Here is a 25,863-nt window from a genome sequence, read left to right as displayed (position 1 = left end):
ATGTCTCGTACGACTGTTCTTGTGCTTGTCGCGGCGATCGTTGTCGCGCACGGCACCGCGAAGGCGCAAGACGCACCCGCCAAGTGGGCGGACACCATCAGCGGCGAACTGAAAAAAGCGAATCTGAGCGGTGACATTGCCGCATACACGTCAGCGCGCGCGCTCGCCGAACGCGTCGCGACGGCGTATCCGAGCGACGGACTGATTCTGCATTACGCGGGCTTCGCGCTGTATCAGGAAGCGAGCATGATCATCGGGCGCGGCGGCAATGCCACGCCGCTCCTGAATCGCGCGCAGGACTACTTCACGCGGTCGCTCAAGACGCACCCGCTGGCGGAAACGCATGCGCTGATGGCGTCGATCGACGGCCAGCTCATCGGCGCCGATCCCTCGCGCGCGATGGAGCTTGGCATCGCCTCGCAGGAAGAGAATACCGCCGCCGTGGCGATGGCGCCGAAGAATCCACGCGTCTGGCTCATTCGCGGCATCGGGTGGATCTTCACCCCCGAGGAATACGGCGGTGGATTGGCCAAGGCGAAGGACGACATTCAGCACGCGATCGACCTGTTCGCAACAGATGCGCCCAAGCCGGGCGAGCCATCATGGGGACATGCGGAAGCGTATGTGTGGCTCGGACAGGTGTACGAGAAGCTGCATGACAAGACGAAGGCCGAAGCCGCGTACAAATCGGCGCTCGCACTCGCGCCGACGTTCGCCTGGCCGCGGACGCTGCTCGCCGCGTTGAAGTAGCACGCACCGGAGATTCTGATGCAACGTCGCGCGAAATACTGGACGTGGTACGGACTGGCGTGGATTCCCATGGCCTTCATCTATGCCGTGGTCGTCATGCAGATGCAGCACGCGTCGTTCGGCCGTGGACTGGTCGAAGGCTTGAGCTACGTCTACGTCCCGGCGATTCTCGGAATCGGCGTGTGGTGGCTCACGGGCAAACTGCCGTGGCCGCCGCGGCACCTGTGGCATCTCGTGGTTGTCCACCTGGTCTGCGCCGCACTCTTTGCCGCGACCTGGGAGGTCACCGAATTCCTGCTCATTGCCTGGGGCACGGGATTCTACGCGGCACGCGTCATCGTCAATCAATTCATCGGCTACGAGGCGTTCGACAGCCTGTTCTTCTACGCCGCGATCGCGGCGGGTTCACACGTCATTCGCATCGGCGTACGCTTGCGCGAGCAGGAAGCGCGCGCGGCACGCGCCGAATCATTGCGCGTCCAGGCGGAGTTGGCGGCATTGCGCGGTCAGCTCAATCCGCACTTTCTCTTCAATACCCTGCATACGCTCGTTGCCCTCGTGCGGCGCGATCCGCCGACCGCCGAACATGCGCTCGAGCAATTCGGCGATATGCTGCGCTACGTGCTCGACGTCAAGCGATCTCGGCGTGAAGATGGCCCGCTCGCCGACGAGCTGAAGTTCCTGCGCAGCTACCTGTCGCTCGAGCAGCTTCGGCTCGGCGACCGCTTGCGCGTCGTCGAACAGATCGATCCCGACGCGCTCGATTGCGTGCTGCCGTCGCTCACGCTTCAGCCGCTCGTCGAGAACGCGATCAAGTATGGCATCGCACCGCGGGCGTCAGGCGGAACGATGACGCTGACCGCCACGCTCGTCGACGACGCACTCGAGTTGGAGGTTGCGGACGACGGTCCCGGCGCGCCGCCGACTGTCCTTGCCGATGAGCGCAAGGACGGAAGCGGCGTCGGTCTGCGTGCCGTGCGACAGCGCCTCGACGCGCGATACGGCCGCAGCGCGGCATTCGTCGTCGTCACCGCCCCGAATGAAGGGTTTCGCGTGCGCATTCGTCTGCCCGCGACGTCGGTTAGCGGTACACCGGCCGGCACGGTCGCGTGAAAATGCGCGCCGTCGTCGTCGAGGACGAACCGATCGCCCGCGATCAACTGCGCGACTTACTCGCCGGCATCGACTGGATCGAGTGCGTCGGTGAGGCTGCCGACGGAAAGACCGCGGTCGCGATCATCGATGCGCTCAAGCCCGACCTCGTGTTCCTCGACATCGAGATGCCCGAGTTGAGCGGCCTGGACGTGCTTCGCCGGATCCGGCACGATCCGGCGATCGTGTTCACCACCGCGTACGATACTTTCGCCGTCGCCGCGTTCGAGCTCGAGGCGATCGACTATCTTCTCAAGCCCTTCGGCGCCGAGCGATTGAATGCGGCGCTGGATCGCGTTCGCCGCGCGGTGCGCGACGTGAGCGATGAACCGGTGGGCCGCCGCGCGACAGAGGCGTTCGATCAACTCGCGGCCGGCGGACCGTTGACGCGCATCTTCGCGCGCGATCGCGGCCGCATCATTCCGATCGCGGTGAACGACATCGAGCGGTTGGAAGCGGACGACGACTACGTCGCGGTGCACGCGCGCGGGCGGCGCTACCTCGTGTACCTCGGCATGAACGAGTTCGAGGCCCGGCTCGATCCTCGGCGTTTCCTTCGCATTCATCGTTCGCACATCGTGAATCTGGATCACGTTGCGGCGATGGAGCCGTTCGACGGGACGCGCTTGCAGCTCGAAATGCGCGATGGAACGCGATTGGTCGCGAGCCGGACGCGATCGAAGGAATTGAGAGGCCTGGCGATCTGATTAGGTTGAGCGGTAGCCTCCGCCTTCCAGGGTCCGATCATGCCACTGTCCACCGATCTCGCGGCGTATTTGTCGTCGAACCAGCAGCGCGCGCTCGACGAATTGTTCGAGCTCTTGCGCATTCCCAGCGTCAGCGCGCGCTCCGAGCACAACCCCGACACCGCGCGTGCCGCGGATTGGGTGGCGGACTCGATGCGCAAGATCGGTCTCACCGCCAACGTACATGCGACGCCCGGCCATCCGATCGTCGTCGGTGAGTGGCGGAACGCGCCGAAGGGTGCGCCGACGATCCTCATCTACGGCCACTACGACGTGCAGCCGGCGGAGCCGCTGGAGTTGTGGGACAGTCCGGCGTTCGAGCCGACGATTCGCGACGGCCGTATCTATGCACGTGGATCGGTGGATGACAAAGGCCAGCTGTTTCTGCACGTGAAGGCCCTTGAAGCGCACTTGAAAACGCGCGGCAAATTGCCGGTGAACATCATCGTCCTCGCCGAAGGCGAAGAGGAAGTGGGGAGCGAGAATCTCACCGCGTTCATCGAGGCACACACCGATCTCTTGAAGTGCGACGGCGTCGTCATCTCCGACTCGGCGATGTTCGCGCCCGGGCTTCCCTCGATTCTGTCTTCGTTGCGCGGCTTGGCGTACTTCCAGATCGACGTGCAGGGACCAACGACCGATTTGCACTCCGGCAGCTATGGTGGCGCGGTGATGAATCCGGCGATGGCGCTCGCGCGCATTCTCGCCACCATGCACGATGCGAACGGCCACATCGCGATTCCCGGCTTCTACGACAAGGTCCGCGACTGGGGCGAGCAGGCGCGCAAGGACATCCGCGCGCTGCCGTTCAGCGATGAGAATTTACGAAAGGAGACGGGCTCGCCCGACTTGTTCGGCGAGAAGGGCTACTCGACGCTCGAGCGTTTGTGGATGCGTCCGACCTGCGAGGTGAACGGCTTGCTGAGCGGATACACGGGCGAGGGCGCCAAGACCGTGCTGCCGTCGAAGGCAATGGCGAAGGTGAGCTGCCGCCTCATTCCGGATCAGGCGCCTGCCGAGATCGAGGAATTGATGCGCGCGCACGTGGAGCGCGTGAAGCCGGCCGGTGTCACGGTAACGGTGACCCACTTGCACGGCGGCACACCGTGGCGCGCCGAGCTGAATGGTCCGCTGTTCGACGCCGCGCGGCGCGCGCTCAAGGCGGCGTACGAGAAGGAGCCGGTGATCGTCGGCGAGGGCGGCTCGATTCCGGTCGTCGGCGATTTTCAGAGAATTCTCAATGCGCCGGTGTTGCTGGTGGGGTTTGGGTTGCCGGGGGAGAATGCGCACGCTCCGAACGAATGGATTTCGGTGGACAACTATGAACGCGGCGCGGTCGCCATGGCGGCGCTGTGGGACGAACTGGTCGTTCCGGGTTAGGCCCGCGCGCGCTAGCTCCGGCCTCACACTCGCGGCCTTAGGCCGCGGCCCTCACCATCCGCGGCGAAGCCCGCGGGCCTCACCAAGCAGCTAAAACTTCCACTCTCGGATAATAAAGCCACCAATCGTCCGCTGCGTTCTCCACTGCGGGGCGTTCAGTTTCGGTTCCAGCAACACGATCCGCGGCTCGAAGCTCGCGCTGTACGTCCAGCCGCCATTCGTCCGATGCTGGATCGCCACACCAAGCTGTCCCGCAGATTCCTGCCCGCTCACGAACGTGCGCGGGTTGACGTACTTGCCCGCCTCGAACTTCGTCTGCGTCAGGAAATTGCCGATCCCCTGACCCGAGATGTCCGGCACGTCGGCCGGCGTGATGTTGAATACGTCGAGACCGAGCGCGCGGCCTGTCTGTACCTGCACCTGATCCACCGCCACGCCAAGCGCCACGCTGGCCAATCGGCGCACCGCGACTTGCGCGCCGACACCGAACAAATCCATCGTCGCCGCCGAACCCGCCACGCTCGACGATCCCGACGCCAGCAGCGTCGTCGTCGACTGCCCGAACGCGAGCAGGCTGAGAAGCTCCGACTGCGTCTTCGGCGGCTGTGCGTCGCTCTCGAGCGACAACGTCGGCTTCTTTAACGTGCCGCCGATCAGCACGCGAATGTCCAGCGTGCCGCGCGACGCGAGCTGCACCGCATACTCGCCCGTGACCTGCAGCGTCGGATTGAGATCCGGACTCCCGATGAACATGGCCGAGCCGCGCGTGATCTGGAACCGCTTGCTCAGGAAATTGTACTCGCCGCGATCGGTGCTCACGATGCCGGTGATCGCGAACGACTGCGCCAGCTCGTGAATGATGAGCGGCTCGTCGGTGTACACCTCGACGTTCGCTTCGCGGTTGCGCACCCAGACGTCGCGATCGACCGCGAGCGTCACGTCCATGCGCAGATTCGCGACGAGCGGCGACGGTGACGGGAAGAGATCGCGATCCGCGGTGATGGCGGTGTCGAGCACGTTGAAGAGCGCCGGGTCGCCCGCGCCGATCAGGTGCCGGCCCGTCGGCTCCGGCGCGTACACCACACCTTGAACGATCGTCACGGCGCCGCTCAGATACGGCGACTTGAATGGTCCCGTCAACGCGAGCCCCGCATCCACGCCGATGTTCGCCATGTCGTTGTTCATCAACTGCGCGCCGCTCGAGACCAGATACAGATTGAACGACGGTTCGCGCCAGTTACCGACCGCCAACGTGCCACGCACGCGAACGTTGCCCTTCGCGTTTCCCGCGATCGAATCAACGTAGACGGTGTCGTTCGCCATGCGAATCGATCCCGCCAGGTTGTTGATGGTGGCGCCCGTCTGATTGAGCGTGACCGTTCCGTGATCGAGCGTGACCGCGCCAACGAGCGTCGGACGGCTCAAGGTGCCGCGCATCGCGAATTTTCCCGAAGCCCGCCCATGCACGTTCGACACGAGATCGGTGAATTGCGGCACGAGCTCGAGCGGCAGACTATCGGCGACGACGTCGACCTGCATCGGCTCGGGTAAGAGGCGCGGACCCGTCACGCCGCTCAGCGCGAGATTGATCGGCAGCCGCGCATCGGCCGTCGCGAGCAGCTGGCTGCTGTTGCGTAAGGCATCGATGTGAGAGACGAGCTGCTCGTCCGCGTAGCCGAACCGGCCGCGGAGATCGGGCATCACCGTGCCGTTGTACGTGCCGCTCACGAGCGCGAACGCGCCGCGGAACGCGGGGTTCGTCATCGTTCCCGTCATCGACCCATGCAACATCAGCACGCCGGTGATCTGAAGATCCGACTGGAGAATGTCGGAGATGTTCGCGACAGGGAACTGATCGACGTCGAGCGTGAAGTCGGCGACGCCATTCGTCGGCAGCAATCCGTTCGCGTAGAGACGCCCGTTGCCGCGGTCGCGCAGTTCGAAGTGTTCGACGCGAATGCCCGGTCCGCCCCACACGACGGTCGACGGATGCGGCATCGACCAGTACGCCGTATCGAACCGGAACGTCATGTTGGCAAGCTGCAGCTCTCGGCGATCGGGATACAGCGCGTAGTCGCCGCGCGCGCCGTACTCGCGATTGTCGCCTTGCCGCACCACGAGCTCCACGTGACCGCCCGGCGTCGCATACGTGACGCGCGCGTTCACGGTGTCGAACGCAAAGCCCATCGCGCTCACGCCGCCCGCGTCGAGTCCCACCGCAAGTTTCGATTGCGGAGAGCGAGCGTTCGTCCACACGTACTCGCTCGCGAACTGCCGAATCGAATTGCCGCGGAACACGATGTTCTCGCCACCCGCACGGCCATTCAGATCGAAATCGTAGATGTTGCCGCGCATCTTGCCGGCCGCATACACCTTGCCGGTCATCGTATCCGCGGGCACGGCCTGCGGCACATTGACGACGAGCTTCGGGCCCGGCCGCCCGTTGATCAGGCGTTCCATTTCCGTCGCGCGATCGATGCGCGCCGAATCCGCCTTCGCACGGCGCACCGCCCGCGCGACAACCCCCGGCCTCGGCTGCACGGGCGCGGTCGAACCCGGCGTCTTCGGAAGCCACCGATTGAATGCGCCGAGTGAATCGACGGCGACGTTGTAGGTGAGCTCCCCGCTGCGGCCGCGCACGAGACCAAACGTGCCCGACACGTTCGCCGTGGTGTGAGCGCCAAGGGCGTAGAGCTTCTGAATGTTCGCGAGTCCGTCGGCGACGCTCGCGCGAATCGACACCGTGTCGACCGCGATGCTGTCCCAGCGCGAGGTGGAGAGATCGGCGGCGAGCGCGGTACGCATCGTCGGCAAGCTCGTTCCTCGGCCGCGCACCACGGCGTGCGCCGTGAGCGACGTGATCGGCGCTTTTGTATCGACGGTGCGGAGATTGATGGTGAACAGGTTCGCCGTGAGGTCGTAGCCTTTCTCTTTGCTTGCGAGATCGAGCGCGCCACGCGCATCGAAGTGACCACCGTCGGGCAGACGAAGCGCGGTTTGCAATCGCAAATTCGACAGCGTTCCCGTGAGACGAATCGGCCCGGTTGCGCTTCCCTGCAATCCCGCGGCGGGAAAAAAGCGGCCCACCTCGACGAGCGACACGGGCCGCGCGGTCACGTCGACGTCGAACGCCTTGCCGCCCGACAGGCGCATCGTCGCCTTGCCCGCCACCGCCGACTGCGTACCGCGGTCGCGCAGATCGAGATTCATCGTCGCCGCGAACTCGGTCTTGGTCGAGCCGTTCACCGTCGCCGAGCCGGTGAGAATGCCGCCGATCGGCAGCGTCGGATCCCACGTGCGCGCCATGTCCACCTGCAGCGGAAGCATCTCGACCTTGAGATCGCGCGCGCGCACGCCGCCGTTGTCGAGGAAGCCGATCTCGCCCACTCCCGTCACTCGGCTCGCACCTGCTTGGGTGTCGTCGAAGCGCACGTCGCCGTTGACGGCCAATGCATGCCGTCCGCCCTGCACGGTCGCACGCCCCGCGAACACCCCGCGGCGCGGCGACCTGAAGTGCGGAATGAGCTGCTCGAGCGTTTTCGTGCTGAGGCCCGAGAAGCGGAGATTCGTATCGTGAATCGAGATCGTGTCGGCGAGCGTGATGCCGAACGAACCGTCGGCCCTGGCTGCGCCCATTACGATATCGGCATTATGAAACACATATGTCTGCACCGACCCCTTCCACGACATGTCGAGATCGAGCTTGCCGTGCCCGTCGGGCAGCCGAGGATACACCCAGCGCATGTCGGCGAAGTTCGCCGGATCGCTGTGCACCTTGAGCGTGATGTCGCCGGAGCTGAACGCGTAGCGCCCGTCGCCGTTGGCGCGCGACTGCGGCAGCGCGACGTACGCGCCCTTCCACCAGATCGAATCGTTGTTGAAGGGGAACGTCCCCTTGAGATCCCGCACGAGCGCGCCGGGCGCGCGGAAGGGAAACGCATCCATCCGCAGCGACGACACTTCGAGCAACCGATCCTTGCGACCGGGCTCGGCAAGGCGCAGCAGCGGAAAGGTCCCCGTAACCGAGTCGAGCTGCACGGTCTTTTGAAATCCGCCGGGGACCCGCGAGATCATCAACCGCGAACCGCCGCCCAGGGCGACGCGAATGGCGCTGTCGCGCGCCGCCTGTGTCTTCAGTCCTTCGCCCGGCTTCCACTCCGAGCGAACGATGAGTTGTCCGTTGACGACGGACGCATTGGTGAACCGCAGCCAATCGAACCATCCGGTTTGTTGGCTCGCGGGCTTGGGCGTCGTGTCGCGTGGAAAGATCCGCTGCCAGTTCCATGTGCCGCCGGGCGGACGGTCGAGGACGATCAGCGGCTTCACGAGCACGGCATCGTCGATCCAGATGTGCTTCCGCAGCAAACCCATGATCGAGTAGTCGCCCTTGAACGATTCGACCGCCACGAACGGCTTGCCGCTGCTGTCCGTGATCGCGAGGTCGTGGATGGTCATTCCAGTAAGCAGGTTACCGGAGAGCCGACCGATCGTGACGTGCCCGTGCATCGTCCCGTTGAGCGTGTTCACCGCGAACCGCCGCACGCGCTCGCGCCCCCAGTCCGTGCCGGTGAGCACCAGCACCGCGATGATCGCCAGCAGGATGAGCCCGACGATCATCGACAGCCCCACGAGAATGCCGCGTCCCCAGTGGAGCTTCTCGTCGGGCGGTACGACCGTGATGGTGTCTCGCCCGTCGCCCAGCGCTCGACGCCCCTCGCCTTCGCGCCACGCCGCCACTAGTACGCTTCTCCGATCGAGAAGTGCAGCGTCAGGTGGTTGAGAAAGGTCTTGCCGTTCGCGAACGAGCGGCTGACGGCGAGCGGCACGATCACTTGCTTGCCGGTGCTGTCGCGCACCGCCGTCACGACGCCAAGTTTCTCGACACGATTCGGGTTGATGCCGATGTCGACGCGAATCGGACCGACGGGCGACGCGTACCGCACGCCGAATCCGGGCGTGATCGCGCCCGTGCCATGGATGAAATTGCTGACCGTCTGCAGTCCCGCCACCGGCGCGCTGCCGACGATGCCGCCGTCGACGAACACCGCGCCCACGAGATGCCGCAGCGATTGCCCGAGCGGAAGCGGCATGCGGTACTCGAGACTGCCTTCGACCAGCGACGTGCCGCCGAGTGGTTGCGGAATGAAGTCGCCGTTGGAGAGAGCGGGCGTGTTCGGATCGCAGAACTTCACGCCCGCGAGTGTGGCCGCACAGCGCCCACCGTTGATGCTGGTCGCGCTTTTCACCAACGTCGAATCGTCGACCGTCAAAATGCGCGGGCCCAACTGGCTCTCGGCGAATCCACGCACGGAGTTCGCGCCGCCCGCGTAGAAGCGTTTGCGCGGGTGCAAAATGCCCGCGTCCGGTCCGGTACCGAGTGGGCGCACCCAGCCCAGGCGAAGATGGCCGCTGAACACGGACTTCGACCCGCTGCGATGCGTGTAGAACGCGCCGTCCATGAACGCGCGGTTGTAGCGATAGTCGGAGAACGTGAGCGCCGACGCGTTCTCGAAATCGAGCCGGAGCACGTACCCCTTGGTTGGCGAGAACGGAACGTCGGAGCGGTCGATGAACCCGGTGAGCGTCAACGGCGAGAGCGACTGGTGCGAGCGTAGCGTGCTGATCGTCGTTCCGTCGCACACGCCGAAGTTGAAACAGAAATACACGTCGCTCGCTTCGACCCGATTGAGCTCGAAGCGGTAGTTGACGCTCACCGGCGCGCGCAGGCGAACGATGTGCGTGAACGTCGCCTGGCCGCCGTATCCCTGATCGATGAACACGCCCGGGTTGATCGTGCGGTGCGCGAACGTGCCGAAGCCCGCTTGATCCGCCGGCCGCTGGAGAAACGCCGGCTGCTTGAAGTCGATGCTCGCGTTGTACGTGGCCTGAAGGAACGGTGACGCGCTCGCGCCGAACGGCACGTCGGCTTGCACGTCGCGGAACAATCCGCGACCCTGGAGCGAGCTCGCGAGCAGATTGCCGACGGTGCCGTCGATGTCGAGCCGCCGCGCGCCGCCGAACAGATTGTACGCCGTGTAGTGTCCCTCAACCTGCAGGAAGTCGAGGCTGCTGATGCCGGGTCCGACGCGCGCCTCGTGCAGCGGCGCTTCGGTGACGTCGATGTTGATGTTCTTCACGCTGTCGTACTGCACGGGCACGTCGATCGCCGCCAGCTGGAACAGGTTCGACTCGTACAGATTGCGCTGGCTCTCGAGAATGTCCGTCTGCCGGTACAGATCACCGGTGCCGAAGGTCAGTGAATTGAGCACCGTCTTCGCGTTGATCCGCTTGATGCCCGATATCGTCACCCGGCCCACCGTCGTGCGATGGTTCTCGATCAGCGTGAGCCGGACGTCGGCCAGCCGACGCGCCGTGTCGACGCTGACCGTCGTGTCGACGACCGCGTCGCCGTAGCCCTGGTCCCAGAGCTCGTTCTGGAACATCACGCGCATGGAATCGAGCTGCAGGAGATTCAGCGGGTCCTTCGCGTGCAACGTCGTGAGCCGGTTCCGAATCTTGGTCGGAATGAGCGCCGTGTCGTACGTGATGGCGATCTTGCGAATGAGGGTCGGCGGTCCTTCCGTGATCTTGAACGCGACGTGCACCTGACGCCGTGCCGTCTTCTCGACGGTCGTGTCGACCGTCGCGTCGCGATAGCCGATTTTCCAGTAGTAGAGCCGAATGCGCGTGACGTCGCGACGGAATTCGTTCTCGTCGAAGTAGTGCTTGTCCTCGAGCGTCGGCGAGTGGCTGAACAGACAGAAGGGCAGGAGCAACAAGCTCCTGCACTTGGACGCCTGTGTCGAAAGACTCTTCTGGAGGTCGTTCAGATCGGCGTGTTTGACGCCGGTGAACGTGAGCTTCCGGACTTCAGGCGCTTCGCGTTGTTGATTACGCGTGTTCTGAGCGGCGGCTGTCGGTGAGAACACGGCAACCGTCAAGAACACGCATATGAGGGCGTGGCGCATGACGGCCAACTGTAGAGCAAGCTATAGACCCGAAGGCGTATTGTTGTGGCCGGTTAGGCCGCCTGCTTCGCGATGGTTGGGCCGCTTCGCGATGGTTGGGCCGCGCCTACGGCGCCAAGCGCCGGCCCCACCCTGGCGGCCCTAGGCGCCGCCGCCCACACCACCCGCGCGCAAAGCGCGCGGGCCTCACTGCCGCCGCGACTACAGCCCGGCCAGCAACTGATCGTTGCTTGGCGTCGCCGCAATCCGCTTGATCAACCACTCCATCGCGGCCTGCGGCGGCATCTGCGCCAGCCCCCGCCGCAGCGTATACACGCTGTCGATCTGGTCCGGCCGGAAGAGCTTCTCCTCGCGGCGCGTGCCGCTCGTCCCAATGTCGATCGCCGGATAGATGCGCTTCTCGGCGAGTCCACGATCGAGCTTGATCTCACAGTTGCCCGTGCCCTTGAACTCCTCGAAGATCACGTCGTCCATGCGCGAGCCGGTTTCGACGAGCGCCGTCGCGATGATCGTCAGCGATCCGCCGCCCGACGACTGCGGAATGGAGCGCGCCGATCCGAAAAAGGCCTTGGGCTTCGCCATCGCCGTGGCGTCGAGACCACCCGAGAGCGTGCGACCCGTGCCGCGTTCCGCCGTGTTGTGCGCGCGCGCCATGCGCGTGAGTGAATCGAGCACGATGACGACGTCCTTCCCGCTCTCGACGAGTCGGTGCGCGCGATTGAGCACCATCTCGGTGACTTCGACGTGACGCGCCGCCGGTTGATCGAAGCTCGACGACACGACTTCGCCGACGCCCCAGGAGATTGCTTCGCTCACTTCCTCCGGACGTTCGTCCACGAGCAGAATGAGGAGCGCCGCGTTCGAGTGGTTCAGCGCGACGCCTTCCGTGATCGCGTGAAGCAGCGTCGTCTTGCCGGCGCGTGCCGGTGCGACGATCAGCGCCCGCTGACCGTAGCCGATCGGCGCGATGAGATCCACCGCGCGCCGGGTGAGCTCCGGTCCGCCCTTGGCGGGCCGTCCCGTTTCGAGGAACAACTTCCGCTCGGGATACGACGCGGGAAGCGAATTGAAGTCCGGGCGCTTCGCGGCGGCCTGCGGATCGGCGTCGTTGATGGTGCGAATCTCGACGACCGTTGGACGGCCGCGTTGATCGACACCGATCGTCGCGTCGATGAGATCCGCTTTGCGCAGCGAGAACTGTCGCACGACGTGCGGCGGAACGTACGCGTCGCCCGCTTCGGCGAGATAGCTGTTGCCGGACCGCCGGATGAAGCCTGCGTCGCGTGCGGAGTCGAACCAACCGCGCGTTTCGCCGGTGGCCGTGAGTTGAATGGGTTGCTGCGGCTGTCCGCCGCCCTGGTTGCGCTCACCGCCTTGATTGCGCTCGCCGCCCTGACTGCGCTCGCCACCTTGATTGCGGTCGCCGCCATCACGCCCGTCGCGACGCGGACCACGTCCGCGCCCGCGGCGATGTCGGCGTCCGTTGCGGCGATCGTTGAAGCTGCCGTCGCGATCGCGGTGTTGATTGTGGCGATCGTATCCGCCTTGCTGATTTCTTTCGCGGTAGCCGCCGCCGCCGCTGGTGTCGCTCTGTTGCGATCCGCCGCCGGCGCCACTCCCACCGCTTCCGCCGCCGCCGCTTGTGACGGATGGCGCGTTGTCGGAAGAGTATCCGCCGCCGCTGCTCGGACCACTCGGTCCCGTAGTTGTTTGTCCGCCGCTATCCGCCGCGGCGTCGCTACGCTCACTACGATCGGCAGGTTCGCCGCTACGGTCGGGGCGTTCGCCGCTGAACGTTTCCTCGCTCGCGGCGCGCTCACCGCGCGGTGCGCGCGGTTGGCGTGGCTCTTTCGGTCGGCGGCCTCCGCGCGGTTCGCGCGGTTCCCGAGCTTCCTTCGGCTCACTCGACTCGCTCGACTCGCTCGACTCGCTCGGTGCGTCGGCACTACCGCCGCGATCGCGACTGGATGCTGTTTCGGTGCTCACACCGCCGGAATCGGCAGGTGGTCCGCCACCGCCTTCGCCGTCCTCGCGATACGGATTGTCGCCCGTCTCGGCGTTGGACTGATTGGACGGACGTCGACCACGTCCGCGACGAGGTGGGCGTCGACTTTCGCTCATGCAACGTGTGGTGAAAAGGTGATTCTCGGTACTCGGTATTCGAGTCGCTCACGCCCGCTTCGCTTCTCAGGTTCGCGGGCCCTGCTTCATGCTTGTCGAGCGGATTTGTCCCGGCGATTGCCAAAGGACGTATGCTCGAAGAGATCGCTCGCGAATGGCTGCGCGCGATGGATACGATTGTGTGACGGGGCAAAAATCGACGCGACGCGTGCTCTGCTGTCGGTATCGTCAACCCCGCGGATACCACACGCGATGCCGACGATGCTGGCGCTACGGCGCGGCTCTCGACGTCAGGTCCCGATATCGTCCCTCAGTCATCGAGGGATACAGAACCCGGACGTACCAGCCGGAGGGACTACGTCGCGGTCGTGCCGGCGGACGCCAAGAGTATCGCCACGAAACCAGTTTGGCGCAACCCTGGATACCGCCGCTCTCCCAATCCCGGCACCCCCGCGGTGCGAACTTCGTGCCGAATTGGGGCGGTCCCGGTCGGGAAGACCCTTAGCTTATCAGGCATGGCTACCCCATCCAGCCCATCCCCCAACCCTTATTACGATCCAAGTCGCGATCTCGTTGCGCACATCCAGGCCTACGAGCGTTCCGGCGACGTGGGCACGCTGCTCGACGCCCTGCGCGATCTCGCCGCTCGCGCCACCCCCGAGGCGCTGAAAGGCGCCGCGAAGCCGTATACGAGCATGCCCGAAGTGGTGGTGCCGCTCTACGAGCGCATCGTCGCGGCGAGTCCGAACGATGCGCAGGCGATGGTCGTGCTCGCGAACGCGTACTGGCTGACCGGCCGCGGTCCCGCGGCGGTGAACGAGCTCGCGTCGCGCGCGAAGTCGGTCGATCCGACGAATCGCGGCGCGTGGCACCTGTGGGCCTTGGCCGAATCGAGTGTGAGAAAGCGCGTCGAGCGCTGGCTCGAGGTCACGAAGCAATTTCCCGCCGATCAACTCGCGCGCGCGGCCCTCGCGGACAACGCGACGAGTCTCGCGAGTGAGGAAGACGATCCTGTCGCCCTCAAGCTGGCGGTCGATACGTACGAAGGCCTGCTCGCCGAATCGACGCAAACCGCGCAACGGCTGGCGTTGGAGGAGACATTGAGAAAATTAAAGAACTGGAATGCCGGGTCGGCTGAACACGCGCACTGATGAATGACATGGAAGGTGTGAGCGTATGAGCGACTTCAGTCACACGCATGGCGAGGCGCCGGCCGGTTCTGCTGCGTCCGCGCTGGCCGATTTTCGCGAGTTTCGCGAGCGGATGAACACGGAGATTCTCGGCGAGAACAATCTCGTCATCAATCGCTTCTTCGCGCTCGATGGTCGTGCGTACGAACAAGGCGCGCTCGATGTGAAGACGAAGGAGTTGCTGGGCCTCGTCGCGTCCCTTGTGCTGCGTTGCGACGACTGTGTGACGTACCATCTCGTGCGATGCGCCGAGGAAGGCGTGACGCGTGACCAGGTGTTCGAGACGATGTCGATTGGGTTGATCGTCGGCGGGTCGATCGTGATCCCGCATCTGAGGCGGGCGGTGGATCGGTGGAGTGAGCTGGAGCGGACGGCCGGGAAAGGCTGATGTGGCGCATGGTTGCCTCGATTCGGGGCGATGGCCGGACGCGATGGATCGTGAGCGCGTCGTGAGCGCGTCGTGAGCGCATCGTGAGCGCGTAGGCGGGCGGCCAAACAAGGTCGTCCGCCTTTTCCTTGTGCATCACAGTTCTGTCACGTATAACCTTGCACCCTCGCGACGCCGCGGCCCACCCACGTCGTTTCGCAGTTAGCTGGATCTATCACAATGTCTGCTCGTGTACGCGTCGAGATGCTTGGCCGCGCGGTCATCTATGTTGGTGACCGGCGCGTGGAGCCGAGCGCGGAGATGGTGTTTGCGGCGCTGTTGATGTTGGCGCTCGAAAGAGGGAAGGGATTCTCGCGGCAACAGATGGCGGAGATGTTGTGGCCGGACGCGCCGTACGCCACGCGCGCTGGACGGCTCCGCTGGTTGTTGTCGAAGTTGCGGTCGATGGATGTACTAATCGACACGCGATCGACGACGGCTGCGCTCGAGACGAAGGATGTGGAGTGGGATGTAGATGACCTCGGGACGTCCGAACTCACACCGCAGATGGCGATCCTTTCGGGCTATGCACCGGCATTTTCACGGCTGTTTGAGTCGTGGCTGGGCGAATGGCGCACGAGGCTAACGGCGCAGGCAATTCAACTCTTGTCGCAGCGCTTGGAGCGCGCGATCAACCGACGCCCGTGGCCAGAGACACGCGCGGTTGCTGACGCGGTACTCAGCCTCGACCCCCTGCACGAGCCGGCGATCCTGGCCTGCGCTGAGGCGCTCGTTCGAGTCAGTGCGCGGAAGCGAGCAATTTCACAACTCGAAGACTACCTCTCCGAAATTCGTGAAAGGTCTCCGCATGCGGGGCTGCGCGTCGCTGTCTACCTGAACCAGATCAAGAATGAAACGAGTTCATCGAAGGACCAAACGCCATTTGTAGGACGGTCCGAACATTTACGTCACGTCGACTCAATGCTGACGGAGCTCGGTCGAGGAAAGGGTGGAGCAATCGCATTCAGTGGACCCGCTGGAATTGGTAAGACCCGCCTGCTTGAAGAAGCCCGCAATCGAGCGATAGCGGCGAACATTGTAGTCGTCTCTATTCGCTGTCAGCGAAGCGACGTTGATCGGCCGCTCGCCGGTGTGATCGATCTTCTGACGCAATTGTTAGAGTTGCCTGGTGCACTGGGATGCGAGCCGGCCAATCTCACGTTTCTTCGCAAACTCACGCAGCCCGAAGTGAGCCAGCCCGAGCCGGCGTTCGATGTCAGCAGCTCAAATCCAGTCGACCGTCGCATTCAAATCGCGGCGGCGCTCTCGGATTTACTCGGGTCGATAGCGCTCGAGGCGCCGCTTCTCGTTCAGGTAGAAGACATTCATTGGGCGAATCCGTCCGCGGGCTGGCTATGGGAGCAGGTTACCGACGCGAGCGCAGAGTTGGCGATCGGCTGGATGTTCAGCCTGCGTCCGGTGTTAGAAAAGCTGCCGATCGGAGAGCTTCCAGTCATTCCGATCGGTCCGTTGGACGAAGCAGCGAGTCGCGAATTGGTTGAGCAGACGGCGTCGTCGTCGCATCGCGGGTTAGATCATGCGGCTGCCGAAGCGATCACGAGCCGTTCAGCCGGAAGCCCATTGTTCATTCGCGAACTTTCACGACAATGGAAAGTCGGCAACTCTGCTGACATGCTACCACCATCGCTCAACATACTTATCGAGTTGGCGCTGACAAAATTGACGCGGCACGCACTACGAATTCTTCAATCGGCAGCCCTTCTGGGCACATATGCGACTGTTGAGCGAATTCAGAAAGTAAGCGGGTTGACTCAGAGTGAATTGATTGAGGCCCTTCTCGAGTTGGACGCGGCTGGGATTCTCACCACCGATGGGATCGGAGCGATGCACGGTCACGTGTTGTGGGCAGATGCCTCACTCGCCCGTCTTCCATCGAGCGTCAAGATAATACTACACACGTACGCCGCGCGGGCATTCCATGAAGAACATGCTGAGCGGTCTGATTGCCTGCTGTTGTGGCAGAGCGTTCAACATTGGCTGGACGCCGGTCAAACCGAACAGGCAAGAGCGGCCATTGTTAGCGGAGCCACGCATCTGTATCGCGCGGGCTTTCTGAGAGATGCAGCGGTTGCATTTGCTCGTGCCGCCGGGCTCACAGGCGACACGCGCGAGCACTTGATGTTGCTCCGACTACAGGTGGATTCGATGTGGCGAGCCGGAATGTGGACTGACACGCTTGCCGAAATCGATAAGTATCGGGAGCTGGCATGCAAGGTTGATCCCTCGTACAGCGGTCATGATGATCTCGAAATCGTGCGCTTTGACATGAAGCTTGCAGACTTCGACCGCGCGACCGAATTGCTATCCGCTACGCTCGACTGTGTGCGAACGAACCGGGCTACTCGGGAGCATCGGCTTGCCGCGGCCCGAACGGCAACGAAGATCGCGACATTCGTCTGCCCAGATGCATTACACGAACTCAACGACTTCGCGCTCCACTATGAGCCAAGTTCGCCGGCCGAAAACTGGGACCGTCTGCGAATTCGGCTCATGTTTGAGGAACGCGTGGGAAGCATGGTGATAGCGTGCGAGTTGGCTGCAGAGCTTCTCGCGGAAGCGCGAAAGGCCGATGATGTGCACGGCGTTGAACGTGCTTTGAACATCTACGCACGGTCGCTTGCCTTTGCTGGTCGGCTAGACGACGCGCGTTCTGCATGGTCACAAGCGTTCGACCTCGCGAGACGAACTGTACTAACCCACGCTATGGGTTCAGGCCTCGACAATATGTTGGCCGTGAGCATTGACGTCGATGCTCCTGAAGACACCCGAGCACTACTCGAATCCGCTAAACCTACGTGGCAAACTCTTGGAGCGTACGGGGCCAGGCTGTTTATCGACTTAACAATGCGACATCACGAAGCAGCGCAGTTCGTCCGAGAAGCTCGGTTTGATGACGCGTTGCGCACCATACCGAGTATCGAAATGTGCCTATCGATACCGGTTACCCGCTTTCGTGCCCAAGCTCTCGCAACGCATCTCGGCTCTCGCCTAGGTCTTGCGCATCATTCCGGAATTGGTGACATCGCGTCAGCGCTGTCGAACTCTTTTGACTCGTCCGACTACTGGCTTGATCGACCAGCAGCGTTCTTTGCTAGTTATCTCCAACAATTCGGCGCACCCGGCGAGGCCGAAGCCTTCGCGAAGCGATTCATCTCAACCATCCGCCGCGAACTCTACCCACCACCCGCCGAGTTGATCGCACTCGCCGCGAACGCGCCCGCAACGGTCTAACAAATACAAAGGGCCGTCTCAAGAGACGGCCCTTTCGTTCGTCAGCAGCCTCGAGGGCTTTCACCCCGCAGCATCCTGCGTATGCCGCGGCGCCAACGCGGCGACGGCGTCCGTCATATCCCGAAGATCAAACGGCTTCCTCAGAAAGTGACACTTGCACGCCGCGATGAGCTTGTGCGCGCGCTCGGTAATGTCACCGGTCATGAATAAAGTCTGATACCGGAGATGCGGCTGATGCCCCGCCGCCACCTCGAAGATCACGTCGCCGCGCATATCGGGAATGCGCAGGTCGATCAGCATGACGTCCACATGCTCGCTGCGGATGATCGCGAGCGCGCTCTCGCCGGACTGCGCCGCGATGGCTTCATAGCCAGCGCGCGACAGCGCCATCGTGAGGGCCTTGCAGATCGAGGGTTCGTCATCCACCACCAGAACCCGTACCGCCGGACGCTGGACCATCTGCTCCTTCGACTGTGTGCTCGGAATGGGCGCCGGCGGTCGCGACGCCTGACCGCCAGGGTTTCCGAGAATGACCTTCCACGTCATGACTTTCGTCTCCTGCGCCGCACCTGCTCCGCGAGCAGAGCGACCAGCGCATCTTCGTCTACGTCTCTTCGAACCTGCTCGGTCGTGAATCCGGTCAACTCACGCATCTGCTGCGAGAGCTGCCACGGGGAGTGATAGCCGGCCTTGGCTGCCACATCCTTGATCGACCGTCCAGGATCCTTCAAATAGGCATAGGCACGAAGCAGCCGAGCCGACACCACCAAGGCGCGCGCCGAGTAGATCCCGGCGGGCTCGAGATTCCGATACAGCGTGCGGAGGTTCATCCCCGCCGCCGTCGCGAGATCTTGAGCATTTTTGAATCGTACCGGCGACCGAAACAACTGGTCGACCGCCCTCACCACCACCACCGGCAAGCAGGACAGCGGGCTTGCCAGTTCCTGCAGCATTCGATCCCCGAGGGAGAAAGCGGGGATGCCTTCGATTAATTCCAGAAACTTCCGAGGCTCGTCGTCGAAGCGACTGAGTACCACATGTTCGACGCCGGATTTTGCGAGGCGCACGATCGCCTTGATCGATGCGGGCGCCAACGACGTATAGACGATCACCGGAAGTGACGGAAACTGCCTGCGAAGTGACTCGAGTGCTTCGATCTCGACGGAGCCCGTCGCGGCCGGATCGGCGACAACGAGATCGCTAACGAGATGTTGCACCGTGGTTTGAAGCTCCGCCCACGTAACGACTGGTGTGAGCGTATGCTCCGAACCGAGCACAATTCTGAGATGCGAGAGGAGCGAGCGCGGGAGAAAAGCGACGACGTCCAAGCGGGTGCCGGTCGTGGGACTCGTGACACAAAAGCGAGTAAACCTGACACAAAATGCGAGTTTACGCTCCGAGCCGCGAGCCTACTGTTCCGTGCAGATGTTTCCCGCCAAGAAAACACTGCAGAACCCTAGTCCAAATAGACGGAGATCGCGCTGATGAACCGCCGCCCGCTTGTCCTCCTTGCCCTCGTGATTGCCTCCATGGTTGCGTCCGCCTGCTCCGACATTTCGGCGCCCAAGCGGGATGGTGATCTGCCGTGCAGCGGCTTCGTCGATTCGTCGGGTCGCTGCATCGAACCGTAATTCACTCCATTTTTTCAGCATGGGCCCGGGACTAGTTTCCGGGCCTTTGTCTTATATGGCCGCTACGGCCTCTCTCATTTCGTGTATCGCTTCAGCCACTTCCTGAACATCAGCGTCGAGATCCGGCGCCTCGACGTCGAGACTAACACGACGACCGCTACGCGCATCAGCTAGCGCGGATTCAGCTTCGAACAACATTTGATTGAGCCCGTAACGCGACGCCATTTCTATGGCCTGCTCCAGATACGGCACACCGTCTGGCGCGTTTCCAAGGGCGTGATAGCCCCGGCCAACGTGAAGCAGATACATGATTCGGAGCTGCGGCGAGAGATCAGCGTCCCCAAGCTCGCGACGGTATTTGTCGAACTGAAGTTCGATGCGTTGTTGCGCTGCTAGTTCCATCAAGTTCAACTCTGCGACCCAGCGAATGTATTGTTCTTCCGCGGTCGCGACGAGCACGAGATAGGCATCACGTGCTGCCTTCAGCACGCCGAGGAAGCGAAATGCCGTCGCAATGTTGGTCAGAATACGATCGCGCTCACGGTTCGACGATGTAATCGCGAGCGCGTCGTATGAGTAACGAATCGTGCGCTCATATTGACCCGATAGACCGGCGATATAAGCGCGGTCAATCAGCGCACGCGACTGGACGTCCGCGAGCCCTTCGCATCGCGCCTGACCGATAGTCTCCTCGAGGATAGACTCGGCGCGGGGAAAATTGCCGCGCGCAGTGGCGATCTTCGCGTCGCCTAAACGGCCGCGAAGTATTCCTATCATGTCACCCGCCGCGTGCGCGACTTCGGTGGCTCGCTGATACGACGTTGCGGCTGCATCCAACTCACCCATCGTCCGCAAGCAAAACGCGAGCTGCAGGTTCGCCGCAATCGCTAAATCCGAATCCTCCACCGGATGCGCATGCGCCACAATCGCCCCATACACATCCGCCGCCAACCCCCACTTCGCCTCATACTCCAACGCCTGACCATACGCCATCAACCGCGGACACAACGCATGCAGATCGATCGCCGTCGATGACACCATCACATCCACCACCGACGTCAAAATCCGCTTGATCGGCGTCGTCTCCGCAATCTGCGCAATCGCCTCCCGCACCGCACTCACACCCCACGAATCCACGCGAGACGCCGTCGGCCCATCCGCTATCCACGAATCGACAAGACGCATCACCACCAAACCGGCACTCACCGAGCGCCAGCCCGCATCCGTCTCCTCCATCCGCCCCAGCTCCTCGAAAAACGCGAGATGCCGCAGCACACCATCCGAATCCATCACGCCCGACCTCCACTCGCCGGCGAGTAGTGCTCCAGTCTGCACACATCGAACACGCTGCATACGTCGCATACATATACCTCTAAGCCATATATCGGCACCCGCCCCACGATCATCAAGCCCCTGTTCATGTCATTGACACCCGCGAAATGTGACGTTTTCCACATTTCGGTAATCCTCGTCACAAAACTCAAATAAACCGCCCCATTCCATCCCGTTCCATTCCACCCCTGCAACAAAACAACGCTACACACACTCGATTGCTGATGGTCGCGACGCCCACCGCCACCACATTGGACGCGTCAACCCGCCGACGGCACCCACGCCACGCTGGACACACGCCGCCGCCACACACCCCGCGTCCCTCGTCCCCCTCGCGATCCGCAATCAATCATGCATTCCGCCACCACACCCACGTCCATCCTCGCCGCCGCACTCCTCAGCGCCGCGGCCCTCATCATTCCACCGCGCAATACCCCACCCTGTTATACAACGCTCATCGCCGTCGTCGCCCAACCGCCATCGCACATCATCCGGCGCATCGCCACCACCGGAACACGACGCTTCGATGACGCCGGCAGCGGCACCCGCGCCCACTGCACACCCAGCGACACCACCGCACGCTCCACCCTCTTCCGACTCCTCACCCAACAACTCGGCACCGCCGATTCGGCATCTACCACCTGGGTCGACATCGCCAGCACCGACTCGCAAATCGTCCGCGGGGTTCTACCCCGCATCCTCGCCGCGGTACCAACACACGCGACGACATTCACGTTCGTCGAGCTCGTTTACGCGAACACACCGGGATCACTCGACCCCGCGCCGCCACGCCTCGCGCGCGCCGACTCGACCTACGCACGCTGCCTCGCCGACAACGCAGACCTCGAGCGGCGCAACGCGGCCTTCCGCTACGCGTGCTGATGCGCCCCAACGGATTCACACTGTTCGAAATCGTCCTCGCGCTCGCGCTCGCGGCCCTGGTCATCGAAACCGCCGCGTACACCCTCGACCAGCTCGAGACCCAGGGCCGACACATCCAACGCGACGCCACCGACAACGCGCGCGAAGGCACGGGCAACGCACTCCTCACCGACCTCCTCGCCAACGCCATGCCCTCGAACGATACGACGCAGAACTTTGCAGGCGATACGCACTTCGTCCAATACCGCACGCGATGCGCCGAGCCCGCAGGCTGGTCGACGACTTGCGTCATCACCCTCCTCATCGACTCCACACGCGATAGCAGCATCATCTACGCCCAAACCCACGACGGCGGTCTCCTCCCGCTCCACCGCCAACTCGGCACCGCATCCTTCCTCTTCCTCGGCACCGCCGGCGCCGATTCAACATGGAACACCACGTGGCGGACCGCGGTCACCATCCCCGCGGCTCTGGGGATTACCAGCGCACACGACACAACGGTCTTACCAATCGGAGCCGCACGTGATTGATCGCTCCGTCGCCCGCCGCCGCCGCAAGCGCACAGGCTTCGCGATGCTCACCGTCCTCTGGGTGATCACCGTCGCCACGATATCGACAATCGCCTTCGCGCTCACCGGCCGCGTCTCCATCGACGCGGCACGCAATCGCGTCCATCACCAACGCGCGTACTGGCTCGCGATCGGCTGCGCACGAAAGACGCAATCGACAATCGACGCCACCCTCCGCGACGCGATCAACGATGCAGCGGCCAATCGCGCATGGCGCACGCTCGACGCCATCGCCACGTCCGCCTCACACGACACGGCATGCACCATCGCACTCGAAGCCGCCGGCACGCGCATCGACATCAACACGGCCACCGACGAAATGCTGCTCCGACTCGCCGCGGACCAACAACTCCCCAACGCCGACGCTCTCGTCGCCCGCATCGACTCCGCCCGCGACTCAACACGTAGCGTCGTCCTGCTCGACGACGACCGCCATCTCCGCGCACTGCTCTCGTCATTGGCACCATCATTCGATTCCACGCTCACCACCGAACCCGGCCGCCTCTCACTCGCCAACGCGCCCGCATCCGCGCTCGTCGCCACGCCGGGCATCTCGCGCGAAACCGCCGACGCAATCGTCGACCTCCGCACCAGCAACGGCCCGCTCGACGCGCTCACCAACATCCTCGGCCACCTTTCCGCAACCGCCGCCGACTCGCTCATCGCACGATTCCCCGACGCACAGCGCCTCACCACGCCCGATCCGGACGCGTGGCTTCTTCGCGTCTCCGCCTCCAGCGGCACGCCACCCGCAACGGTCGCATTGCAATGGCGCCTCGTCCGCGTCGGCCGCCAAACGCGCGCGATCGCGTTTAGAGTTCTCTCATGACGGCGATCGTCGGCGAATCGCTGTCCATCGTTCGCCTGCGCCAGCTCATCGACACGGTCGCGCCCACCCGGCTGCCGGTCCTCATCGAAGGTCCAACCGGCAGCGGCAAGGAGCTCGTCGCCGCACGGCTCCACGCCGCCAGCCGACGGTCGGGCTCACTCGTCGCGTTCAACGTCTGCGCGCTCGGCGATTCAATGTTCGAGGACGCGCTCTTCGGCCACGTCCGCGGCGCCTACACCGGCGCCATCGGCGAATCCCTCGGATTCCTGCGCGAAGCAAACGGCGGTTCGGCATTCTTCGACGAGATCGGCGGCCTGCCGCTCGCCCAACAAGCCAAGCTGCTGCGCGCAATCGAAACGGGCGTGTTTCGCCCCATCGGCTCGAGTCGCGACGCACGCAGCGACTTCCGGCCCATCGCAGCCACCAACGAACCGCTCGCGTCCCTGATCGCCGACGGCCGCTTCCGCGCCGACCTCGCCCATCGCCTGAGCGGAATCGTCCTCACCGTTCCGCCACTGGCCGATCGCATCGAGGACATCCCAATCCTCGCGGCGCACTTCACCCGCCTTTCCGACGCCTCGTGCAAGCTCACACGGCGCGCGGAGTGTCTGCTTCAGCAACGGGCCTGGCCGGGCAACGTCCGCGAGCTGCGCCAGGTGATCGACACGGCGGTCGTCCTGTCGCGCGACCAATCGACGCTCGACGCCGACGCGATCGAGCTCGCACTTCGCCACCGCTCGTCATCGCTATTGATCGCCGCGCCTCCCGGAATTCCGGCGCGCGAGCCATCCAGCCGCGAACGCGACCAGCTGGTCGCACTCCTCCAGGACGCAGACTGGAACACCCGCCGCCTCGCCCGCCGGCTTGGCATCCATCGCGCGACGGTCTACCGTCGCGCGAAACGGCTCGGGATTTCGATGCGGATCGAGTGTCGCGTTATGGGCGCGCCACTGCCGCTACTCTGACGACGCAGCCCGCTCCTCGACCTCACCCTCAGCAGCCTCGGCAGGCCGTACGTCACGGACTTTTGGGCCGCGTTCGAGTACTTCATTACAGCAGGCCAACAGCACGGCCTCGAGCGCCTCGATGCCGTCATCGGTCGCCTCGAGGAACAGATCCTTCACGACCGACTCCGCGCGCTCCAGCTGATTGATCAGCATCTTCGCATGGACCCGGCTCGGCATCACGCCGCAGACCTTCGCGGTGGCTCGATTGCCGATCGGCTTGCGCAGAACGATCACCGTCGCGCGCTTGCCGGGTTGCATGAAGTAATCGGACTTCGCCGTCCGCTGGTTCTTTTTGTTTTGATTCGACGGTCGCGCTCGCCGTCCCTGTCGGGCCATGTCGCTCCGCTCTCGACGCGGTTTTCACATAAAGAATACATCAGGTGGCCAGTCCGCGCGCCACCCCGTATGATAGCGCAATCGCACCAAATTCGTTGAGCACGGATTGTGCTTTCTGGAGGTCGAATCCGTGGAGGTAGTCGTGAAGAAGATCCTGTTACTGTTGGGAGCCGGCCTACTGATGGCCGCTTGCTCCGATTCGCCCAGCGCTCCATCAGCGGCCAAGGCGCCCAATGCGCACCCGCAGCGCGACGAAATCACCTGCCGAAGCGGTTACATCGTCGCCTACGATCAGGACGGCAACCCGTACTGCGCGCCGATCGACGGCAGCGCTCCCAGCCCCTGATCGCTCGTGGGAGCGGCCGATCAGGCCTGCTCCCGATGTTCGTCGGCGGCTGCCGCCTTCCGCGCCAGCCGCTCGACCAGCGGTAGATCGTTCGCGGCCGTCGCCAGGTCGCGCGCCCGGGCGTAGCACCGCGCCGCCGTGGCAAAATCCTCTCGGACCTCGCTGATCCTGCCCATGATCTCGAGACACTCCGCCTGCCGTACGGGATTGCGGGCCGTCGTGAAATGCCCCAGCGCTTCCGTCAGCAGGGACTCGGCAGCCTCGAGATCACCGATCGCCACGTGCGCCGCCGCCTGATTCTGCACCGCGGTCAACAGCACATCCAACGCGTTCAGCCGGCGGGCGATTCCGACCGATTCCATCCCGATCTCGATCGAGCGCTCCGCGTCGCCCCGATCCAGCGCCGCCTTCGCCGCGTTCGCGAGCGCGATCGCCAGGCCGACCTCGTAATTCGCCGATCGAAATGCCGAAATCGATGCGTCGAAATACTCATCTGACTTCTCGAACTCCCGGCGTTCGGCGGCGCTCCGCCCGAGATTCTGGAGCGTGATCCCGCGCACGCGATGCGACTGCGCCAGCGCCAGGGCTTCGAGCGCGATCACGTCGGCGTCGTCGAAGAACCCCTGCAGCTGCAGCGCGCCCACCTCGATGTTCAGCGCTTCGGCGGCCAGGTCGTTCGTGCCGATCGCTCGGGCGATGCGCACCGCTTCGCGCGATTCGACTCGCGCCTCGGCCCAGCGCGCCATGCTGCGATACACCCGCGCCACGCGCAGCCGCGCCTCGGCCTCTTCGGGCTCGGTCGGACGCGCCGCGAGCGCATCGCGATACGCCTCGAGCGCCCGCTCCAGGGTCCCCGCTTGCTCGAATCGAAACCCGCGTTCGAGATGTGCGCGCGCCGCCGAAATGGTCCGGCTTGGCTCGCTAGTCGATTCCATGTATGAGTTG

20 protein-coding genes are annotated in these 25,863 nt (G+C 63.9%); 12 read left to right on the top strand and 8 right to left on the bottom strand.

Annotated features, from left to right (window positions below; genetic code table 11):
• Genes VN706_25275 through VN706_25260 form a run of 4 tightly spaced genes read left to right on the top strand, consistent with a single transcriptional unit; the run spans position 1 to position 4,028 of the window.
• Positions 1-750, top strand: a complete 750-nt coding sequence (locus VN706_25275; protein HXT18963.1) for a tetratricopeptide repeat protein — start codon at positions 1-3, stop codon at positions 748-750.
• 18 nt (positions 751-768) lie between these two features.
• On the top strand, positions 769-1,863 hold the full coding sequence (locus tag VN706_25270; protein HXT18962.1) for a histidine kinase: 1,095 nt from the start codon (positions 769-771) through the stop codon (positions 1,861-1,863).
• A 2-nt stretch (positions 1,864-1,865) separates the two neighbouring features.
• Positions 1,866-2,609: a LytTR family DNA-binding domain-containing protein gene (locus tag VN706_25265; GenBank protein ID HXT18961.1), complete on the top strand. Its 744-nt coding sequence runs from the start codon at positions 1,866-1,868 to the stop codon at positions 2,607-2,609.
• A 39-nt stretch (positions 2,610-2,648) separates the two neighbouring features.
• Positions 2,649-4,028, top strand: coding sequence for a dipeptidase (locus VN706_25260; protein HXT18960.1), 1,380 nt, complete (start codon positions 2,649-2,651; stop codon positions 4,026-4,028).
• Positions 4,029-4,118: 90 nt separating this feature from the next.
• On the opposite strand, the gene VN706_25255 is transcribed toward VN706_25260, so the two are convergent.
• The 3 genes from VN706_25255 to rho form a co-directional block, all read right to left on the bottom strand.
• A complete protein-coding gene (locus VN706_25255; GenBank protein ID HXT18959.1) occupies positions 4,119-8,765 on the bottom strand; it encodes a translocation/assembly module TamB domain-containing protein in 4,647 nt (1,548 codons plus the stop codon).
• Positions 8,765-10,957: a BamA/TamA family outer membrane protein gene (locus VN706_25250; GenBank protein ID HXT18958.1), complete on the bottom strand. Its 2,193-nt coding sequence runs from the start codon at positions 10,955-10,957 to the stop codon at positions 8,765-8,767. The genes VN706_25255 and VN706_25250 overlap by 1 nt, the downstream gene beginning before the upstream one ends.
• Before the next feature lie 240 nt (positions 10,958-11,197).
• Positions 11,198-13,117, bottom strand: a complete 1,920-nt coding sequence (gene rho / locus VN706_25245; protein HXT18957.1) for a transcription termination factor Rho — start codon at positions 13,115-13,117, stop codon at positions 11,198-11,200.
• Positions 13,118-13,632: 515 nt separating this feature from the next.
• Here rho and VN706_25240 point away from each other — a divergent pair.
• The 3 genes from VN706_25240 (at position 13,633) to VN706_25230 (ending at position 17,986) form a co-directional block, all read left to right on the top strand.
• Positions 13,633-14,268, top strand: a complete 636-nt coding sequence (locus VN706_25240) for a hypothetical protein (protein ID HXT18956.1) — start codon at positions 13,633-13,635, stop codon at positions 14,266-14,268.
• Positions 14,269-14,293: 25 nt separating this feature from the next.
• Entirely contained in the window at positions 14,294-14,695 is a 402-nt protein-coding gene (locus VN706_25235; GenBank protein HXT18955.1) for a carboxymuconolactone decarboxylase family protein, read from the top strand.
• Between the two features lie 219 nt (positions 14,696-14,914).
• Positions 14,915-17,986 (top strand): AAA family ATPase, encoded by a 3,072-nt coding sequence (locus tag VN706_25230; GenBank protein HXT18954.1) that lies wholly within the window; start codon positions 14,915-14,917, stop codon positions 17,984-17,986.
• A 60-nt stretch (positions 17,987-18,046) separates the two neighbouring features.
• Here VN706_25230 and VN706_25225 read toward each other — a convergent pair whose 3' ends face one another.
• The 3 genes from VN706_25225 to VN706_25215 all read right to left on the bottom strand — a co-directional run bounded on the left by VN706_25225 (position 18,047) and on the right by VN706_25215 (position 20,910).
• Positions 18,047-18,445 (bottom strand): response regulator, encoded by a 399-nt coding sequence (locus VN706_25225; GenBank protein ID HXT18953.1) that lies wholly within the window; start codon positions 18,443-18,445, stop codon positions 18,047-18,049.
• Positions 18,446-18,528: 83 nt separating this feature from the next.
• Positions 18,529-19,098 carry an AraC family transcriptional regulator gene (locus tag VN706_25220; GenBank protein ID HXT18952.1) on the bottom strand — a complete coding sequence of 190 codons (570 nt, stop codon included), beginning with the start codon at positions 19,096-19,098 and terminating at the stop codon, positions 18,529-18,531.
• A 570-nt stretch (positions 19,099-19,668) separates the two neighbouring features.
• On the bottom strand, positions 19,669-20,910 hold the full coding sequence (locus tag VN706_25215) for a hypothetical protein (GenBank protein ID HXT18951.1): 1,242 nt from the start codon (positions 20,908-20,910) through the stop codon (positions 19,669-19,671).
• Positions 20,911-21,300: 390 nt separating this feature from the next.
• Here VN706_25215 and VN706_25210 point away from each other — a divergent pair, with 390 nt between their 5' ends.
• From VN706_25210 to VN706_25195, 4 genes are read left to right on the top strand one after another with little or no spacing between them, the layout of a single operon-like run.
• Positions 21,301-21,831, top strand: coding sequence for a hypothetical protein (locus VN706_25210; GenBank protein ID HXT18950.1), 531 nt, complete (start codon positions 21,301-21,303; stop codon positions 21,829-21,831).
• Positions 21,831-22,361 (top strand): hypothetical protein, encoded by a 531-nt coding sequence (locus VN706_25205; protein ID HXT18949.1) that lies wholly within the window; start codon positions 21,831-21,833, stop codon positions 22,359-22,361. Before VN706_25210 ends, VN706_25205 begins: the two co-directional genes overlap by 1 nt.
• The gene (locus VN706_25200; GenBank protein HXT18948.1) at positions 22,354-23,229 is read left to right on the top strand and encodes a hypothetical protein; all 876 of its coding nucleotides are present in this window, start codon (positions 22,354-22,356) and stop codon (positions 23,227-23,229) included. The genes VN706_25205 and VN706_25200 overlap by 8 nt, the downstream gene beginning before the upstream one ends.
• On the top strand, positions 23,226-24,194 hold the full coding sequence (locus VN706_25195) for a sigma 54-interacting transcriptional regulator (protein ID HXT18947.1): 969 nt from the start codon (positions 23,226-23,228) through the stop codon (positions 24,192-24,194). Before VN706_25200 ends, VN706_25195 begins: the two co-directional genes overlap by 4 nt.
• On the opposite strand, the gene VN706_25190 is transcribed toward VN706_25195, so the two are convergent.
• On the bottom strand, positions 24,186-24,494 hold the full coding sequence (locus tag VN706_25190) for a hypothetical protein (GenBank protein ID HXT18946.1): 309 nt from the start codon (positions 24,492-24,494) through the stop codon (positions 24,186-24,188). The genes VN706_25195 and VN706_25190 overlap by 9 nt on opposite strands.
• Positions 24,495-24,714: 220 nt before the next feature.
• On the opposite strand from VN706_25190, the gene VN706_25185 reads away from it, so the two are divergent.
• Complete coding sequence (locus VN706_25185; protein ID HXT18945.1) at positions 24,715-24,918, top strand: hypothetical protein; 204 nt, start codon at positions 24,715-24,717, stop codon at positions 24,916-24,918.
• A 20-nt stretch (positions 24,919-24,938) separates the two neighbouring features.
• Here VN706_25185 and VN706_25180 read toward each other — a convergent pair whose 3' ends face one another.
• The gene (locus VN706_25180) at positions 24,939-25,853 is read right to left on the bottom strand and encodes a hypothetical protein (GenBank protein ID HXT18944.1); all 915 of its coding nucleotides are present in this window, start codon (positions 25,851-25,853) and stop codon (positions 24,939-24,941) included.
• Between the last annotated feature and the right edge of the window lie 10 nt (positions 25,854-25,863).

This window comes from Gemmatimonadaceae bacterium (assembly GCA_035606695.1).
GTDB lineage: Bacteria > Gemmatimonadota > Gemmatimonadetes > Gemmatimonadales > Gemmatimonadaceae > JAQBQB01.
This window is presented reverse-complemented; position numbering and strand designations above follow the sequence as displayed.

Excerpts from the sequence above, each read along its gene's own strand:
- rho (HXT18957.1), bottom strand. The coding sequence starts at position 13,117 with ATGAGCGAAAGTCGACGCCCACCTCGTCGCGGACGTGGTCGACGTCCG.
- VN706_25180 (HXT18944.1), bottom strand. The coding sequence starts at position 25,853 with ATGGAATCGACTAGCGAGCCAAGCCGGACCATTTCGGCGGCGCGCGCA.
- VN706_25260 (HXT18960.1), top strand. The coding sequence starts at position 2,649 with ATGCCACTGTCCACCGATCTCGCGGCGTATTTGTCGTCGAACCAGCAG.
- VN706_25205 (HXT18949.1), top strand. The coding sequence starts at position 21,831 with ATGCGCCCCAACGGATTCACACTGTTCGAAATCGTCCTCGCGCTCGCG.
- VN706_25240 (HXT18956.1), top strand. The coding sequence starts at position 13,633 with ATGGCTACCCCATCCAGCCCATCCCCCAACCCTTATTACGATCCAAGT.
- VN706_25210 (HXT18950.1), top strand. The coding sequence starts at position 21,301 with ATGCATTCCGCCACCACACCCACGTCCATCCTCGCCGCCGCACTCCTC.
- VN706_25275 (HXT18963.1), top strand. The coding sequence starts at position 1 with ATGTCTCGTACGACTGTTCTTGTGCTTGTCGCGGCGATCGTTGTCGCG.
- VN706_25265 (HXT18961.1), top strand. The coding sequence starts at position 1,866 with ATGCGCGCCGTCGTCGTCGAGGACGAACCGATCGCCCGCGATCAACTG.
- VN706_25270 (HXT18962.1), top strand. The coding sequence starts at position 769 with ATGCAACGTCGCGCGAAATACTGGACGTGGTACGGACTGGCGTGGATT.
- VN706_25235 (HXT18955.1), top strand. The coding sequence starts at position 14,294 with ATGAGCGACTTCAGTCACACGCATGGCGAGGCGCCGGCCGGTTCTGCT.
- VN706_25190 (HXT18946.1), bottom strand. The coding sequence starts at position 24,494 with ATGCAACCCGGCAAGCGCGCGACGGTGATCGTTCTGCGCAAGCCGATC.
- VN706_25230 (HXT18954.1), top strand. The coding sequence starts at position 14,915 with ATGTCTGCTCGTGTACGCGTCGAGATGCTTGGCCGCGCGGTCATCTAT.
- VN706_25225 (HXT18953.1), bottom strand. The coding sequence starts at position 18,445 with ATGGTCCAGCGTCCGGCGGTACGGGTTCTGGTGGTGGATGACGAACCC.
- VN706_25195 (HXT18947.1), top strand. The coding sequence starts at position 23,226 with ATGACGGCGATCGTCGGCGAATCGCTGTCCATCGTTCGCCTGCGCCAG.